Below are 15399 nucleotides of genomic sequence, written 5' to 3'. Positions count from 1 at the left end.
GCCGCGGCGCGCCTCTCGTCCGTCCGCCGCCTACGCGGTGAAGCGGCTGGTGCGCTTGATCTCCGGGAAATCGGTGGTGGCGCCGTCCAGGCCGAGGGCGCGGACCAGCCGCAGATGGTCCTGGGTGTTGACCACCCACCCAACGATCCGCAGCCCGGCGGCGCGGGCGCGCTCGACGACCTCCAGGGTCAGCCGGCGGATGTTCAGCACGAGCGTGCCCGCGCCCACGGCCACCGCGCGGTCGACCACGTCCGTGCCGTAGCGGCTCGCGACCAGGGCGGTGCGCACCCCCGGGACCAGCCGGATGATCTCGGCCAGGGCTGCGTCGTGGAACGAGATGACCTCGACCCGGTCCACGAGGTCGCGACGGTGCATGACCTCGGCGAGGGCCTGGGCCGCCGCGACGTCCTTGATCTCCGCCTGCAGCGGAGCCTTCACCGCGTCGAGGACCTCCTCGAACACCGGGATGCGCTCGCCGTGGCCGGCGTCGAGCTCCCTCAGCTCCGCCAGCGTGCAGTCGCAGATCTGGCCCGAGCCGTCCGTCGTCCGGTCCACCTCGGCGTCGTGCATGACCACGAGGGCGCCGTCCTTGCTGAGGTGGAGATCCAGCTCGATGACGTCCATGCCTTCGCGATCCGCGCGTACGAATGACCGGAGGGTGTTCTCCGGCTCTACGCCCATCACGCCACGGTGTCCGATGGTGAGGAATGTCAAGGATGTCTCCGTTCGGGCGGGGTCGACCGGCGGTGCCGCAGCCTAATGGCTCTCACCGTTCTGTGACCCATGCCGCGCCAGAATCCTTCGTACGGGAAAAACGCCTGCGTAGGAGGGGGTCAGGCAGGATAATTTTCGGTCTCTCCGCTTGTGCGGGATATCCTGGTACCCATACGGTGTCTTGACGCTAGGTTCTCCCGTGGAAGGTGGGCTATGACGGAAATTCTTGTGCAGGACCGCAAGGGCGGTGAAGGTGCCGACGCGCAGCGCGTGATCGACCACCCGGCCTGGCCTGTGCTCAAGGATGCCGTGGAGCGGATCAGGGCCTGGCAGTCCAAGGACGGCTCGATCGACTTCGCCGCCGAGGGTGCGCCCGACCAGGCCACGGTGGAGACCGCGCTCGACCGCGCCATTTCGGCCATCGGGCAGCTCTCCCCGCTGCTGCCGCACGACGCGGACTACCACCGCGCGCTCGTCGCCGACCTGTGCCGGTGGGCCGAGGGCGGCTTCGCCGAGCCCGACTTCCTCGACTCCCTGCTCGCCTTCCACCCGGCGCAGCACCGAGCCGACGGGCTCCAGCACCTCGTCGTCTTCCCGATGTACACGCAGAACGGGAACCCGGACCGCAACCTCGAGGCCGTCGTCCTGCGCGTCGTCTGGCCCGAGTGGCTGGCCGAGCTGGAGCGCACCCGCTACGACAACCCGCTGTTCCTCGGCATCACGTTCGAGGACTTCACCGGCGGCTACGACACCAACTCCGCCGTCCTCTTCCCGGAGACCATCGCCGTCCGCGAGGCCCCCGAGCGCTTCACCTGGGGCGCCATCTTCTGCGACCGCGAGGCCGCCCGCTTCCGCCGGGTGACCGAGGCCGCCGTGGACATTCTCAAGCTCGACCTCCCCGAGGACATCCGGGAGATGGTCGGGGACCAGGAACGCTGCCAGCAGGCATTCGTGCTCTGGGACATGGTCCACGACCGCACCCACAGCCACGGCGACCTGCCGTTCGACCCCTTCATGATCAAGCAGCGCCAGCCGTTCTGGATGTACGGCCTGGAGGAGCTGCGCTGCGACCTCACCGCCTTCAAGGAGGCCGTGAAGCTTGAGGCGGAAGGTTTCTCCCAGGCGCGCGACGTGCAGTACGCGGTGATCTTCGACCGGATGTTCCGCTTCCCGGTCTCCGGCGACCGGGTGCGCAACTACGACGGTCTCGGCGGCCAGCTCCTCTTCGCCTACCTGCACCAGCACGACGTGGTCCGCTGGACCGACAACACCCTGCACATCGACTGGGACCGCGCGCCGCAGGTCACCAACGAGCTGTGCGGGGAGATCGAGAAGCTGTACCGCGAGGGCATCGACCGGCCCAAGCTCGTCCACTGGTTCGCCGCGTACGAGCTCGTCGCCACGTACCTGTCCCCGCATCCCGGCTCCACCTGGGCCAAGGGGCCCGACGCGCTCGACGTCTCGCTGCCGCCCCGCAAGCTCGTGGACGACGTGCTTCCGGACGAGTTTCCGCTGAGCATGTTCTATGAGGCACTCAAGAAGAAGCTCAAAGGCGTGATCGCCTCCACCAAGGGCATCACTGCTCACAGTGACCAGCAGGTGGCCGCGTGACCGAGGCGCGAGAGGCGGACGGCATGACCAGCAAGAACAAGGGGTCCCTCGACGGATCGGTGATCGCGGTGGCCGGCGCGGCAGGGCCCGCCGGGCGGGCGGCGCTGATGCGTCTCGCCGAGCACGGGGCGACCGTCGTCGCCTGCGACGCGGATCCCGCGCGGCTGGTGGAGGCCGTGGACGCCGCCCGCTACGCCCACGGCGGGGCCACCGTCACGGGCGAGACCGTCGACCTGCTGGACGCCGACGCGACCCGGGCCTGGGCCGACCGCACCGAGAAGGAGTTCGGCCGGATCGACGGCCTGGTCCACCTCGTGGGTGGCTGGCGCGGCTCCAAGACCTTCGCGGACGCCCCGCTCGCCGACTGGGAGCACCTGCACAACCTGCTCATCAGGACCGTGCAGCACACCTCGCTCGCCTTCCACGACGCGCTGGGGCGCAGCGGCCGCGGGCGCTACGTCCTGATCAGCGCGGCGGGCGCCAGCAAGCCCACCGCGGGCAACGCCGCCTACGCCGCCGCCAAGGCCGCGGCCGAGGCCTGGACCCTCGCGCTCGCCGATGCCTTCAAGAAGGAGGGGGGCGAGAGCGGCCCGCAGGCCGCGGCTGCGATCCTGGTGGTGAAGGCGCTGGTGCACGACGCGATGCGCGCGGAGCGTCCCAACGCGAAGTTCGCGGGCTTCACCGACGTGAGCGATCTGGCCGAGGCCATCGTCGGCGTCTGGGACCGGCCCGCCGAGGAAGTGAACGGACACCGCCTGTGGCTGACCCCGCAACCGTGACCTCCGACGCCAAGCGGCGCCACGATCCCGAGCTGCGCGGCTTCGCCAGCGACAACTACGCGGGCGCGCACCCCGAGATCCTGGAGGCGCTCGCGCTGGCGAACGGCGGGCACCAGGTCGCGTACGGCGAGGACCAGTACACCGAGCACCTGCAGCGCGTCATACGCAGCCACTTCGGGCCGACGGCCGAAGCCTTCCCGGTCTTCAACGGCACCGGCGCCAACGTCGTCGCCCTCCAGTCGGTCACCGACCGCTGGGGTGCAGTGATCTGCTCCGCCACCGCCCACATCCACACCGACGAGTGCGGGGCGCCGGAGCGCGTCGGCGGTCTCAAGCTGCTGCCCGTACCGACGCCGGACGGCAAGCTCACGCCGGAGCTGATCGACCAGGAGGCGTTCGGCTGGGAGGACGAGCACCGGGCCATGCCGCAGGTCGTCTCGATCACCCAGAGCACCGAGCTGGGCACCGTCTACACCACCGACGAGATCCGGGCGATCTGCGACCACGCCCACCAGCGCGGCATGCTGGTGCATCTCGACGGTTCCCGGCTGGCCAACGCGTCGGCCTCCCTGGACCGTCCGATGCGCGCCTTCACCAACGCGGCGGGCGTGGACATCCTCTCCCTCGGCGGGACGAAGAACGGCATGCTGTTCGGCGAGGCCGTGGTGGTGGTCAACCCGGACGTGGCCCGCGCGATGAAGCATGTGCGCAAGCTGTCCATGCAGTTGCCGTCCAAGATGCGTTTCGTGTCGGTGCAGTTGGAGGCCCTGCTCACCGGTGACCTCTGGCTGCGCAACGCCCGTCACGCCAACACCATGGCCCGCCGCCTCGCCGAGGCGGTGAGCGAGGTCGACGGTGTCGAGATCGTGTATTCCGTGCAGTCCAACGCGGTCTTCGCCAAGCTGCCGAACGAGGTCTCCGAGCGCCTCCAGCAGCGCTACCGCTTCTACTTCTGGGACGAGGCGGCGGGGCTGGTCCGCTGGATGTGCGCCTTCGACACCACGGAGGACGACGTGGACTCCTTCGCGAAGGCCCTCGCGGAGGAGATGGGCGCCACACAGTCCTGATCCTGAAAGGGTCCCGAACCTGCCCTGGATGGGTATGCACCCGGACGCAATTCGATTGACTTGCGTCCGGGTGCCTGCTTACGGTCCCAGGGACCATGGAGCTGACCCGGGCTGTTCCCGGCGCACCTGAGGACCCGGAAAGGCCGTCCATGACGCTCGCCCTCACCGTCTCCGACGAGGTCCGGTCTCTCGCGCCCGGCTTCGCACCCCTCGCCGTCGAGGCGTACGGGCTGACCAACGGGCCGAGCGACGACGCGGGTTCGGCGCTGCTCGACGACGCCGCGCGGCGGCTGGCCGAGCGCCTCGACGGCCGCACCCCGCACGAGCACCCGCACATCGCCGCCTGGCGCACGGCCTACACCGCGTTCGGCTCCAAGCCCTCCCGCACCCGCAACTCCGCGGAGGCCCTCGCCCGCCGGGCTCTCGCCGACGGCGGACTGCCGCGCATCAACCGGCTGGTCGACCTCTACAACGCGATCAGCGTCGCCCATCTCGTCCCGGTGGGCGGCGAGGACATCGGCCGCATCGAGGGCGGGATGCGGCTCGTACGGGCCGTGGGCGACGAGCCGTTCGACACCGTGGCCGGCGGCGAGCCGGTCGTCGAGCACCCCGATCCCGGGGAGGTCGTCTGGCGCGACGAGCGCGGGGTCACCTGCCGCCGCTGGAACTGGCGCCAGGGCGTGCGGACCCGCCTCACCGAGGAGTCGGTCGACGCCCTCTTCCTGCTGGAGGGGATGGAGCCGATGACGTCCGGCGAACTCGCCGCCGCGGCGGCCGAACTCGCCGCATCGCTCGCCGCGGCGTGCCCGGACGCACGGATCGAGATCCGCGACGTCCCCTCGTCGGTCTGAAGCCGACGCCCCCTGGCCGATGTCACACGGCAGGGGGCGCGGCGGTGCTCCGGGGTCGCTCGGGGGCCTCAGCGGCGGTCGAGGCGCGTGGCCTCCGACGGTGTCGGGGCCGTACCCCCGAGGTGCGCCGGGATCCACCAGGTGTCCTCGGGGCCCTTGGGTCGTACGGGGTAGGCGCGCTGGCAGGCCTCCAGCAGATCCTGGACCCCGTGGCGCAGCCGCTCGGTGACGCTGACCGCCGTCTCGGAGGCGTCCGCGGTGATCGGCTCGCCGACCCGCATCGTGATGGGGATGTGGTTGCGGCCGAGGTTGCGCGGACGCCCCTTGGTCCACAGCCGCTGGGTGCCCCACAGCGCCATCGGCAGCAGCGGAACGCCCGCCTCCTGCGCCATCCGCGCCGCACCCGACTTGAAGTTCTTCAGCGTGAAGGACGGCGAGATCGTCGCCTCCGGGAACACGCCCACGATCTCGCCCGCACGCAGCGCCTTCACCGCGTGCGTGTACGCGTGCTCGCCCTGCGCCCGGTCCACCGGAATGTGCTTCATCGCCCGCATCAGCGGGCCCGAGACGCGGTGGCGGAAGACCGACTCCTTCGCCATGAAGCGCACCAGGCGCTTGGCGGGCAGGGCGGTCAGCCCGCAGAAGACGAAGTCCAGGTACCCGATGTGATTGCTCACCAGAACCGCCCCGCCCCGCCGCGGAATGTGCTCGGTGCCCTTGATGTCGAAGCGCAGATCCAGCGCCTTGAACATGGTGCGGGCGAGGCCGACGACCGGCGGATAGACGAGTTCTGCCATGTGGGGGACCCTTCTGCGCGGCCCGGGGAGGGTTCTCCCGGCGAAAGTTACGCGGCCGTAGGTCTGCCGCATGCGCCGATCGTGCCCCATCACCCGGCGCCGGACCAGTCCCGCACCCAGCCCTTCGCGGAGATCCTCGTCACGTCGAGCGCGCCGACGGACACGGCCGGTGGCCTTCCCTGACGCCCGCTCAGCTCACCGAGCGGCGCAGCAAAAGGTACATCTCGCACCCCAGGCAGTAGCCGAAGACGGCATTGAGGAACGCGGCGGCGAGCGCGCACGCCGTGGCCGCCAGGCCCAACCAGTCCTGGTCCAGGCCGAATCCGACGAGGGCGACCACGGTGAACACCAGGCCGACGGCCTGCGCGAAGCGCGGCGGAGCCGGGTGCTCGAACTCCCGCGGCGGCGCGAGGCGCGGCCGGACCAGCGCCCGGAACAGCAGACCGTAGGGCGAGCGGGACACACCCGCGACCGCTCCCACCGCGAAGGCCAGTGCCTGCCACTCCAGGAGCCAGGGGAAGCCGGTGGCGAGCGCGGCGGCAAGGACCACGGTCGTCACCGCCGCGCCGAACCGCGGTCCCCGTACGTCGATCTCCCCGGCCGGGCCTGCTTCGGTGCGCGCACTCATGCCGCCCAGCATGCACCGGCGGAACCCGTCCGCGACCGCGGGAATTCTTGCAATCCTGTGAACGCTGAGGCCGGTGATGACCGGACTCATGGTGTGCGTGGCGGTGCTCGTGGCGGCGAGCGCCTACGGCCTGCTGCACACGCGGCGCGGCGGGAGGCTGAAGGTGCGCGGGCGCGACGGCGAAGTGACGCTCGGGGCGGACCGCCTGGGGGCGAGGCTGGGCGAGCGCGCGACGCTCGTGCAGTTCTCCAGCGCGTTCTGCCAGCCCTGCCGGGCCACCCGGCGCATCCTCGCCGATGTGGCCGGGATGGTGGACGGCGTCGCCCATGTGGAGATCGACGCCGAGGCGCAGCTCGGTCTCGTACGGGACCTGCACATCCTGCGGACGCCGACCGTGCTCGTGCTCGACGCGGAAGGCCGGATCGTGCGCCGCGCCGCGGGGCTGCCCCGCAAGGCGGACGTCATCGCCGCCGTCGGCGAGGCGGTCGCATCCGCCGGGTGAGCCCGCGTCATACCCAGCACGGCCGGGTGACCCGCGCGGACGGGCGTGATCGATGTCCCATCTCCCGTGGGCCGCTTGACGTGGTGGTTCGCGGATCGCCACGCTGATGCGATGCAGTCGGTCTTCCTTCTCTACGGACGTTCGTACGTGGATCTCGTGCGGCACGCGAGTGCCCGCTGTCCGGGGCGGCTCTGAGCACCACGTATCCCGCTCGCCCGCCCGGACCACGACTGAAGGACAACTGCATGACGGCCACGCACGACCTCGGCACGTCCCCGCCGCGCGTCGACCGCGCCCTCGCCACCTCCGATCTGCTGCGCTCCGCTTTCCGGCGGCACGCCGCCGGTGTCTCCGTGATCACCGCGCAGGGAGACCGGCCCGTCGGCTTCACCGCGACCTCGCTCACCTCCGTGGCGGCCGAGCCGCCGCTGATCTCCTTCGGGGTCGGCACCGGCTCCTCGAGCTGGCCGGTGATCGCCGGGACGGGGTACGTCGGCGTCCACGTCCTGGGCGAGCACCAGCAGGAGCTGGCCGCCACCTTCGCCCGCAGCGGCGCCGACCGCTTCGCACCGCCCACCGTCTGGCGGCCGGGACCGCACGGTGTGCCCGTGCTCGACGGCGTACCGGCGTGGCTGGTGTGCAGGGTGGTGGCGCGGATACCGGCGGGCGACCACCGGATCGTCGTCGCGGAAGTGGTCGCGGGTGACCCGGACGGCGCAGGGCGCCCCCTCGTTCACCACCACGGCCGCTTCACGGGTCTGCGGGACTGACCGTGTGCGCCACTGCCCGGTGGAGGTGCGCATGCCGGTTACGGAGCGTTGGGAACGTCACAGTTCACCGGCCTTGAATACGGGGCAAGTGCACACTGTACTGACGAGTAATATTTCTGGTCGGAGCGCGGGCCGCCCCAACCGGGATACGCCCCGAAAGGCGCCTATGCTGCCAACTAGGCAGGCCCCTGGCCCTGACGTGGGGAACCCCGCGGAAATTAGACGATGCAGTAGGAGAGCCGGTCGTGAGCTTGAGGATCGTTGTCTGTGTGAAGTACGTGCCCGACGCCACCGGCGACCGGCACTTCGCCGAGGACCTGACCACCGACCGCGAGGCGGTTGACGGCCTGCTGTCCGAGCTCGACGAGTATGCGGTCGAGCAGGCCCTCCAGATCGCCGATGACGCCGACGACGCGGAGATCACCGTGCTGACCGTCGGCCCCGAGGACGCGCGCGACGCGCTGCGCAAGGCGCTCTCCATGGGCGCCGACAAGGCCGTCCACGTCGAGGACGACGACCTGCACGGCACCGACGCGCTCGGCACCTCCCTGGTGCTCACCAAGGCCATCGAGCACATCGGCTACGACCTGGTGATCTGCGGTATGGCCTCCACCGACGGCACCATGGGCGTGCTCCCGGCGATTCTCTCCGAGCGCCTGGGCGTGCCGCAGGTGACGCTGCTGTCCGAGGTCTCCGTGAACGACGGCAAGGTCACCGGCCGCCGTGACGGCGACGCCGCGACCGAGGAGCTGGAGGCTTCCCTTCCGGCGGTCGTGTCCGTGACCGACCTGTCGGGCGAGGCCCGTTACCCCTCCTTCAAGGGCATCATGGCCGCGAAGAAGAAGCCGGTGGAGTCCCTGGACCTGTCGGACCTGGGCCTGGAGGCGGACGAGCTCGGCCTCGAGGGCGCCTGGACCAAGGTCGACGACGCCACGCAGCGCCCGGCCCGTACCGCCGGAACGATCGTCAAGGACGAGGGCGAGGGCGGCAAGCAGCTGGCCGAGTTCCTTGCGGGCCAGAAGTTCATCTGAGCAGCTTCGGCCACCACCCCATCGCCCCCAGATCCTTCGCACCCGCAGGAGAGCAATCCCATGGCTGAAGTTCTCGTCTACGTCGACCACGTGGACGGCGCCGTCAAGAAGCCGACCCTGGAGCTGCTGACGCTGGCCCGCCGCATCGGCGAGCCCGTCGCCGTCCACCTCGGCGCCGGTGCCGACTCCGCCGCCTCCACCCTCGCCGAGTACGGCGCGGTGAAGGTCCTCGCCGCCGACGCCCCCGAGTTCACCGACTACCTGGTCGCGCCGAAGGTCGACGCGCTGCAGGCCGCGTACGACGCCGTCTCCCCGGTCGCCGTGCTCGTGCCGTCCTCCCCGGAGGGCAAGGAGATCGCCGCGCGCCTGGCCGTCCGCATCGGCTCCGGCATCATCACCGACGCCGTCGACCTCGAGGCCGGCGACGAGGGCCCGGTGGCCACCCAGTCGGTGTTCGCCGCCGCCTTCACCACCAAGTCCCGTGTCACCAAGGGCACCCCGGTCGTCACGGTCAAGCCCAACTCGGCCGCGCCCGAGGCCGCCCAGGCCGCCGGTACCGTCGAGCAGCTCGCCGTCACCATCGGGGAGAAGTCCACCGGCACCAAGGTCGTCTCCCGCACGCCGCGCGAGTCGACGGGCCGCCCGGAGCTGACCGAGGCCGCGATCGTGGTCTCCGGTGGCCGCGGTCTGAACGGTGCCGAGAACTTCCCGCTGATCGAGGCGCTGGCCGACAGCCTCGGTGCGGCCGTCGGCGCCTCCCGCGCCGCGGTCGACGCCGGCTGGTACCCGCACACCCACCAGGTCGGCCAGACCGGTAAGTCCGTCTCGCCGCAGCTCTACATCGCGGCGGGCATCTCCGGTGCGATCCAGCACCGGGCCGGCATGCAGACCTCGAAGACCATCGTGGCCATCAACAAGGACGCCGAGGCTCCGATCTTCGACCTGGTCGACTACGGCGTGGTCGGCGACCTCTTCCAGGTCGTCCCGCAGCTCACCGAGGAGGTCAAGACCCGCAAGGGCTGACCCCCGGGCCGTGAGGCCGTTCCGCCGTGAGGCCCCCGTACGCCGTGCGTACGGGGGCCTCACGGCTGCACAGTGAGTGTTGACCGGTGAGCCGACCCGCGGATAGCGTCATTCAACAGATTGTTGATTGATAGGGCTCGGGGCCTGTTGATCGGCGTGCAGCGGACCACGGAGGGATGTCGCATGGGGCAGGACGAGACCGTTCGCGCGGGGCGGTACGCGGCCGTGGCCACCAGCCTCACCGGCGCGGTGCACGAGGAGATCGGCGCCTCGCTGGCCGTCGTCGACGCGGACCTCGCCCGCCGCTTCCCCGGCGACCCCGGCACCCGTCAGCCCGTCCACACCGTCTACGTCCCGGCCGACGCCTTCGCCGCGGACATCATCCGCTCCTGGGGCGACCAGGCACTCGCCGCCCTCGACGAGCACGCCCCCGACGCCGCTTCTTTCGCTGCCGTCCTCGGCCTGGACGACCGCCTCGCAGGGCCCGTCCACGCGCGCGTGCGCGCCAAACTGGAGCGCGAGCCCGTCGAGGACCTGCGCATCGACTTCGAGGACGGTTACGGCCCCCGGCCCGACGCCGAGGAGGACGGCGCCGCCGTACGGGCCGCCCGACTGGTGGCCGAGGCGTACGAAACCGGCACCGCGGCCCCGTACATGGGCATCCGCATGAAGTGCATGGAGGCCGCCGTCCGCGACCGCGGCATCCGCACCCTCGACATCTTCCTCACCGGGCTCATGGACGCGGGCGGACTGCCCGGCGGACTCGTCCTCACTCTGCCCAAGGTGACGTACGCGGAGCAGGTCACCGCGATGGTGCGGCTCTGCGAGGAGTTCGAGAAAGCGCGCGGCCTCGAACCCGGCCGGATCGGCTTCGAGATCCAGATCGAGACGACCCAGTCGATCCTCGGGCCCGACGGCCGGGCCACGGTCGCCCGCATGATCGACGCGGCCGAGGGGCGCGCGACCGGCCTGCACTACGGCACGTTCGACTACAGCGCCTCCTGCGGGGTCAGCGCCGCCTATCAGTCCATGGACCACCCGGCCGCAGACCACGCCAAGGCCGTCATGCAGGTCGCGGCCGCGGGCACCGGCGTACGTCTCTCGGACGGCTCCACCAACGTCCTTCCCGTGGGCCCTGGTTCGCAGGTCCACGACGCCTGGCGGCTGCACCACGGACTCGTACGCCGATCCCTCGCGCGCGCCTACTACCAGGGCTGGGACATGCACCCGGGCCATCTGCCGACCCGTTACGCCGCCGTCTACGCTTTCTACCGCGAGGGCCTGGAGCAGGCGGCGGCCCGTCTCACCGCCTACGTGAACCGGGCGGGCGGCGACGTGATGGACGAGCCCGCCACCGCCAAGGCCCTGAGCGGCTATCTGCTGCGCGGCCTGGACTGCGGTGCGCTGGACGCCGACGAGGTCACGGGGCTCACCGGCCTCGCCCGCACCGACCTCGACGGCCTGGCCGGACGGCCCGTCGCGAGCTGACGTCCCGGTCCGGTCCCGGTATCTTCCCGGTCCGGCCGCGGGCCCCGACTCCTGGGGCGCGGTGGCCGGTTGGGGGCGCATCGGTGCATCGAAGGTGCGGACTCCGGACGCGATGAGGGCGGTGGCCCCTAGGCTGGGACCGGAACGGTCGCGGTCGGGCACCGGCCGGGCCGTCGGGCGAGCATCGGGGGAGCAGCAGTGTCGGCGGGGGAGCACGGACAAGGCAACGGACAGGACAGCGGGGCGAAACGACTGCTGGCGGGCCGCTATCGCGTGGTGCGGCAGCTCGGGCGTGGCGGGATGGGCGTCGTGTGCCACGCGGTGGACGAGGCACTCGGCCGCGAGGTCGCGGTCAAGGAGCTGCGTACCTACCACGACGCGTCCGGGCCCGAACTCGCCGATCTGCGGCTGCGGATGCAGCGCGAGGCGCGCGCGGCGGCCCGCGTCCGGCACCCGGGCGTCATCGCCATCCACGACATCGCGGAGGACGAGGGGCGTCCGCTCATCGTCATGGAACTCATCGACGGCCCCTCGCTGGACGACATCCTGCAGGAGCAAGGCGTCCTCGACCCGCGGCGTGCCGCGTCGATCGGCGCGAAGGTCATGGACGCGCTGGACGCCGCCCACCGGGCCGGTGTGCTGCACCGCGACGTCAAGCCGGGCAATGTCCTCCTGGGCGGTGAAGGACGTGTCGTCCTCACCGACTTCGGCATCGCCACCATGGAGGATCCGGGCGACGGGGCCTCGACGCGGCTGACGCAGAGCGGCGACATCGTCGGCTCCCTGGACTACCTGGCGCCCGAGCGCGCGCAGGGACAGCTCCCCGGACCGGCATCGGACGTCTGGTCGCTCGGCGCGACGCTGTACGCGGCGGTGGAGGGTTCGTCGCCCTTCCGCCGTACGTCCACCTGGTCCACACTCACCGCGATCGTCGCCGAGCCACTGCCCGAGCCCCGTCGCGCCGGGCCGCTCGCGCCGGTGCTGCGCGAACTCATGCACAAGGACCCGCAGTCGAGGCCGGACGCGCAGCGGGCCCGCGAGCTGCTGCAGGCGGTGGCGGAGGGACGGCCGTACGAGGGCTGGGCGGGCGACTCCGCGACGACGCATCTCGGCGGTCCGGTGCCGGGCGCCGCGGGCGGCGGGGTAGCGGGTGCCGGAGCGGGCGTGGGGGCCGAATCCTCGGGTTCGGCCGCATCACAGGCCACCGGGGCCGGCGAACTTTCGGAGCCGGGTGCGCAGTCCGCGTCGGCGGGACCGTCCCAAGGTTTCGGCCCGGCGCCCGAGTTCGTGGGTCCGTCGGAGGAACCGGAGCCGTCCGTGCCGCCGGCCGCCGTCCACCCCGGAGGGTATGCGGTGAATGCCGGGGACGACGGATCGTTGGTGACCGGGCAGCGGCCGGAAGCGGGTGCTGGGCGTCGTCGCCGTGCCGTCCTCGCCGCGGTGGCCGCGCTCGTGGTGCTGACCGGTGCCGGCGTCACCGCCGCCGTCATGATGAACGACTCGGGGACGCCGGAGACCGTCGCAACCGATGCCGCCGCGTCGTCCGCCCGTGAACCGGGCGAACGGGCCGGTGACGACGGCCGGTCCGTGGGAGAGAAGGCCGAGCGGTCGGACTCCGCGGACGGGTCGGACCGCGCGTCCGCGTCCCCGGACACCCAGCCCGCGGGCGGCGGCGAGGACGGAAAGTCCGGCGACGACCCGGCCTCGGACGACGGCGGAGGCTCGGACGCCGACGGCGGTGCGACCGGAGGCGGTTCGGGCGACGGAGGGTCCGCCGGGGGCGACTCCGAAGGCTCCACCGCGGGCGCGGGCGGAGGCGGCGGCGAGCCCTCTCCCGCACCCGTGTGCCACGGCATCGGCGGCGGCAAGTACAACTGCCAGGTCTGGCGCACCGCCACGTCCTACGACGCGGCCGGCCGCGAGCGCGGGGTGCTGCAGAAGGGCACCAACTACTTCTACTGCCAGCAGCAGGGGCGCCGCGAGACGTACGACCGCTGGACGAACGTCTGGTGGGCCAGGACCGACGACGACAGCGGCAACGCGGGCGTCTACGTCAGCGACGTCTACATCAAGGGCGGGGACAACGACGCACCGGTCCCCGGCCTCCCCGTCTGCTGATGCGTGAGCGGATGCGGACGCGGACGCGGATCCGCATGCGGATGCCCACGCCGTCCCGGGCGGGGTGGGCACCGCCGGGCGCCGCGAGCGCGGTCGTCTCAGGCGGCGTCGGCGGCGGGCGGCAGTTCCCCGGATCCGCGCGGGATCAGCCGCGTCGGCAGGAGGAAGCTCATGGGTTCTTCCGCCACCCCGCCCTCGAGCCTGCGGAAGAGCTGCTCGGCCGCCGTTCGCCCCAACTGGGCGGAATCCTGGGCGATCACGGTGACCGCGGGGGAGAGCAGGTCGGCCAGTTCGAAGTCGTCGAAGCCGACGAGGGCGACCGGCCGCAACCAGCCGTTGAGGACGCGTACGGCGGTGACCGTCACGCGGTTGTTGCCGCAGAAGAGCGCGGTGACGGGGTTCGGCCCCTCCAGCATCGCCCGGGCCGCGGACCGTACGCGCTCCGGTTCCGTGGAGCCGAGCGCCACCCAGGACTCGTCGACCGGGAGGCCGGCCGACGCCATCGCCGCGCAGTAGCCGCGGTGCCGCTCGGCGGCGGTGTGGATGCGGGGCTGGTCACCGATGAAGCCGATCCTGCGGTGCCCGTGGGCTATGAGGTGCGCGACGCCGTCGCGCGCGCCGGTGAAGCTGTCCGTGAGGACCGCGTCGGCCTCGATCCGGCCCGCGGGGCGGTCCACGAACACGGTGGCCACGCCCGCGGCGATCTCCGGCTCCAGATAGCGGTGGTCGTCGCTGGCGGGCACGATCACCAGCCCGTCGACCCGGCGGGCGCAGAGCGCCAGGACGAGTTCCTGCTCGCGTCCCGCGTCCTCGGCGCTCGAGCCGTGGATCAGGAGGGCGCCGTGCGCCCGTGCGGTCTCCTCGACGGCGCGGCTCATCGGGCCGTAGAACGGGTCGGCGAGATCCTCCAGCACGAGCCCGATGCTCGCGGTGCGGCCCTTGCGCAGGACGCGGGCGCTGTCGTTGCGCCGGAAGCCGAGGGCGTCGATGGATTCCTGCACGCGGCGGACGGTGTCGGGCGTGACGCCGGGCTCGCCGTTCACCACCCGCGACACCGTCTTGAGGCCGACACCCGCGCGTGCGGCGACGTCCTTCATGGTCGGCCTGGTGCCGTAGCGGCGCTTGGTGCGAGGTGCGGTGTCGGCCACGTGCGCGTTCCTCTTCGTCCATGGGCGGTTGCGCTATGAGCATAGGGCCTGGACAACGTTGTCAAAAGCGGTGAGACTGAACCGCCGGAACCTGAGACCGAACCGTCGAGAACGCTGCCCACCAGGAGAGACGACACCGATGCAGAACGACCTCGTCGCCGCCCTCGACATCGGTGGTACCAAGATCGCCGGGGCGCTGGTCGACGGTGAGGGGCGGCTCCTCGTACGCGCCCAGCGTCCGACCCCGGCGCGCGAGGACGGCGAGACCGTGATGGGCGCGGTGGAAGCCGTGCTCGGCGAGCTCGCCGGCGACGCGCGCTGGGGCGGGGTGACCGCCGTCGGCATCGGCAGCGCGGGGCCCGTCGACGCCTCCGCGGGCACCGTCCGGCCGGTGAACGTGCCGGGGTGGAGGGACTATCCGCTGGTCGGCCGCGTCCGGGCGGCAACCGGCGACCTGCCGGTGACCCTTGTGGGTGACGGTGTCGCCATGACGGCCGCGGAGCACTGGCAGGGCGCGGCCCGCGGCCGTGCCAACGCGCTGTGCATGGTGGTCTCGACCGGCGTCGGCGGCGGGCTGATCCTCGACAACCGGCTCCACCCCGGCCCGACCGGGAATGCCGGGCACATCGGGCACATCAGCGTGGACCTCGACGGCGACCCGTGCCCGTGCGGGGCGCGAGGGTGCGTGGAGCGCATAGCGAGCGGGCCGAACATCGCCCGCCGTGCGCTCGATGGCGGCTGGAGGCCGGGGCCGGACGGCGACGCGACCGCCGCGGCGGTCGCGTCGGGCGCGCGCGCGGGGGATCAGGTCGCGCTCGCCTCGTTCCGGCGGGCGGGCCAAGCCCTGGGGGGGGGGGTGGCCGGGACCGCCA

Annotated in this window: 15 protein-coding genes; 11 read left to right on the top strand and 4 right to left on the bottom strand. The window is 72.0% G+C overall.

All coding sequences use genetic code 11. The annotated features are described in order from the left end of the window. Positions 1-30: 30 nt before the first annotated feature. Entirely contained in the window at positions 31-714 is a 684-nt protein-coding gene (locus ABZ822_RS21445) for a glycerophosphodiester phosphodiesterase family protein (RefSeq protein WP_360856327.1), read from the bottom strand. A 213-nt stretch (positions 715-927) separates the two neighbouring features. On the opposite strand from ABZ822_RS21445, the gene ABZ822_RS21440 reads away from it, so the two are divergent. The 4 genes from ABZ822_RS21440 (at position 928) to ABZ822_RS21425 (ending at position 5022) form a co-directional block, all read left to right on the top strand. Further along, positions 928-2325, top strand: a complete 1398-nt coding sequence (locus ABZ822_RS21440) for a DUF6421 family protein (protein ID WP_360856323.1) — start codon at positions 928-930, stop codon at positions 2323-2325. Positions 2326-2348: 23 nt separating this feature from the next. Beyond that, on the top strand, positions 2349-3104 hold the full coding sequence (locus ABZ822_RS21435; protein ID WP_360856750.1) for an SDR family NAD(P)-dependent oxidoreductase: 756 nt from the start codon (positions 2349-2351) through the stop codon (positions 3102-3104). After that, positions 3083-4171, top strand: coding sequence for a low specificity L-threonine aldolase (locus ABZ822_RS21430; RefSeq protein ID WP_360856320.1), 1089 nt, complete (start codon positions 3083-3085; stop codon positions 4169-4171). Before ABZ822_RS21435 ends, ABZ822_RS21430 begins: the two co-directional genes overlap by 22 nt. Positions 4172-4320: 149 nt before the next feature. Further along, positions 4321-5022, top strand: coding sequence for a phenylalanine--tRNA ligase beta subunit-related protein (locus ABZ822_RS21425; RefSeq protein ID WP_360856317.1), 702 nt, complete (start codon positions 4321-4323; stop codon positions 5020-5022). 68 nt (positions 5023-5090) lie between these two features. On the opposite strand, the gene ABZ822_RS21420 is transcribed toward ABZ822_RS21425, so the two are convergent. Next, entirely contained in the window at positions 5091-5819 is a 729-nt protein-coding gene (locus ABZ822_RS21420; RefSeq protein WP_360856314.1) for a lysophospholipid acyltransferase family protein, read from the bottom strand. A 190-nt stretch (positions 5820-6009) separates the two neighbouring features. Then, complete coding sequence (locus tag ABZ822_RS21415) at positions 6010-6447, bottom strand: DUF4395 domain-containing protein (protein WP_360856310.1); 438 nt, start codon at positions 6445-6447, stop codon at positions 6010-6012. A gap of 76 nt (positions 6448-6523) precedes the next feature. Between ABZ822_RS21415 and ABZ822_RS21410 the strand changes: the two genes are divergently transcribed. The 6 genes from ABZ822_RS21410 (at position 6524) to ABZ822_RS21385 (ending at position 13379) form a co-directional block, all read left to right on the top strand. Beyond that, the gene (locus tag ABZ822_RS21410; RefSeq protein ID WP_360856747.1) at positions 6524-6949 is read left to right on the top strand and encodes a thioredoxin family protein; all 426 of its coding nucleotides are present in this window, start codon (positions 6524-6526) and stop codon (positions 6947-6949) included. Between the two features lie 245 nt (positions 6950-7194). Beyond that, on the top strand, positions 7195-7719 hold the full coding sequence (locus tag ABZ822_RS21405; RefSeq protein WP_360856308.1) for a flavin reductase family protein: 525 nt from the start codon (positions 7195-7197) through the stop codon (positions 7717-7719). 245 nt (positions 7720-7964) lie between these two features. Beyond that, positions 7965-8750: an electron transfer flavoprotein subunit beta/FixA family protein gene (locus ABZ822_RS21400; protein WP_360856305.1), complete on the top strand. Its 786-nt coding sequence runs from the start codon at positions 7965-7967 to the stop codon at positions 8748-8750. 60 nt (positions 8751-8810) lie between these two features. Then, positions 8811-9773: an electron transfer flavoprotein subunit alpha/FixB family protein gene (locus ABZ822_RS21395; RefSeq protein ID WP_360856302.1), complete on the top strand. Its 963-nt coding sequence runs from the start codon at positions 8811-8813 to the stop codon at positions 9771-9773. A gap of 183 nt (positions 9774-9956) precedes the next feature. After that, positions 9957-11261 (top strand): aldolase/citrate lyase family protein, encoded by a 1305-nt coding sequence (locus tag ABZ822_RS21390; protein ID WP_360856299.1) that lies wholly within the window; start codon positions 9957-9959, stop codon positions 11259-11261. A gap of 198 nt (positions 11262-11459) precedes the next feature. Beyond that, complete coding sequence (locus ABZ822_RS21385; RefSeq protein ID WP_360856296.1) at positions 11460-13379, top strand: protein kinase; 1920 nt, start codon at positions 11460-11462, stop codon at positions 13377-13379. A gap of 98 nt (positions 13380-13477) precedes the next feature. On the opposite strand, the gene ABZ822_RS21380 is transcribed toward ABZ822_RS21385, so the two are convergent. After that, on the bottom strand, positions 13478-14527 hold the full coding sequence (locus ABZ822_RS21380) for a LacI family DNA-binding transcriptional regulator (protein WP_360856293.1): 1050 nt from the start codon (positions 14525-14527) through the stop codon (positions 13478-13480). A gap of 139 nt (positions 14528-14666) precedes the next feature. Between ABZ822_RS21380 and ABZ822_RS21375 the strand changes: the two genes are divergently transcribed. After that, positions 14667-15399 (top strand): ROK family protein (locus tag ABZ822_RS21375; RefSeq protein WP_360856290.1); only part of this gene is annotated, 733 nt, incomplete at its 3' end.

The sequence above is a fragment of the Streptomyces sp. NPDC047108 genome (genome assembly GCF_040643575.1).
Lineage (GTDB): Bacteria > Actinomycetota > Actinomycetes > Streptomycetales > Streptomycetaceae > Streptomyces.
Note: the sequence above shows the minus strand (reverse complement) of the source record. Positions and strands in the feature narration are given on the sequence as shown.

Coding starts and splice junctions, on each gene's coding strand:
- ABZ822_RS21440 (WP_360856323.1), top strand. CDS start 928: ATGACGGAAATTCTTGTGCAGGACCGCAAGGGCGGTGAAGGTGCCGAC.
- ABZ822_RS21435 (WP_360856750.1), top strand. CDS start 2,349: ATGACCAGCAAGAACAAGGGGTCCCTCGACGGATCGGTGATCGCGGTG.
- ABZ822_RS21425 (WP_360856317.1), top strand. CDS start 4,321: ATGACGCTCGCCCTCACCGTCTCCGACGAGGTCCGGTCTCTCGCGCCC.
- ABZ822_RS21420 (WP_360856314.1), bottom strand. CDS start 5,819: ATGGCAGAACTCGTCTATCCGCCGGTCGTCGGCCTCGCCCGCACCATG.
- ABZ822_RS21415 (WP_360856310.1), bottom strand. CDS start 6,447: ATGAGTGCGCGCACCGAAGCAGGCCCGGCCGGGGAGATCGACGTACGG.
- ABZ822_RS21410 (WP_360856747.1), top strand. CDS start 6,524: ATGACCGGACTCATGGTGTGCGTGGCGGTGCTCGTGGCGGCGAGCGCC.
- ABZ822_RS21405 (WP_360856308.1), top strand. CDS start 7,195: ATGACGGCCACGCACGACCTCGGCACGTCCCCGCCGCGCGTCGACCGC.
- ABZ822_RS21395 (WP_360856302.1), top strand. CDS start 8,811: ATGGCTGAAGTTCTCGTCTACGTCGACCACGTGGACGGCGCCGTCAAG.
- ABZ822_RS21390 (WP_360856299.1), top strand. CDS start 9,957: ATGGGGCAGGACGAGACCGTTCGCGCGGGGCGGTACGCGGCCGTGGCC.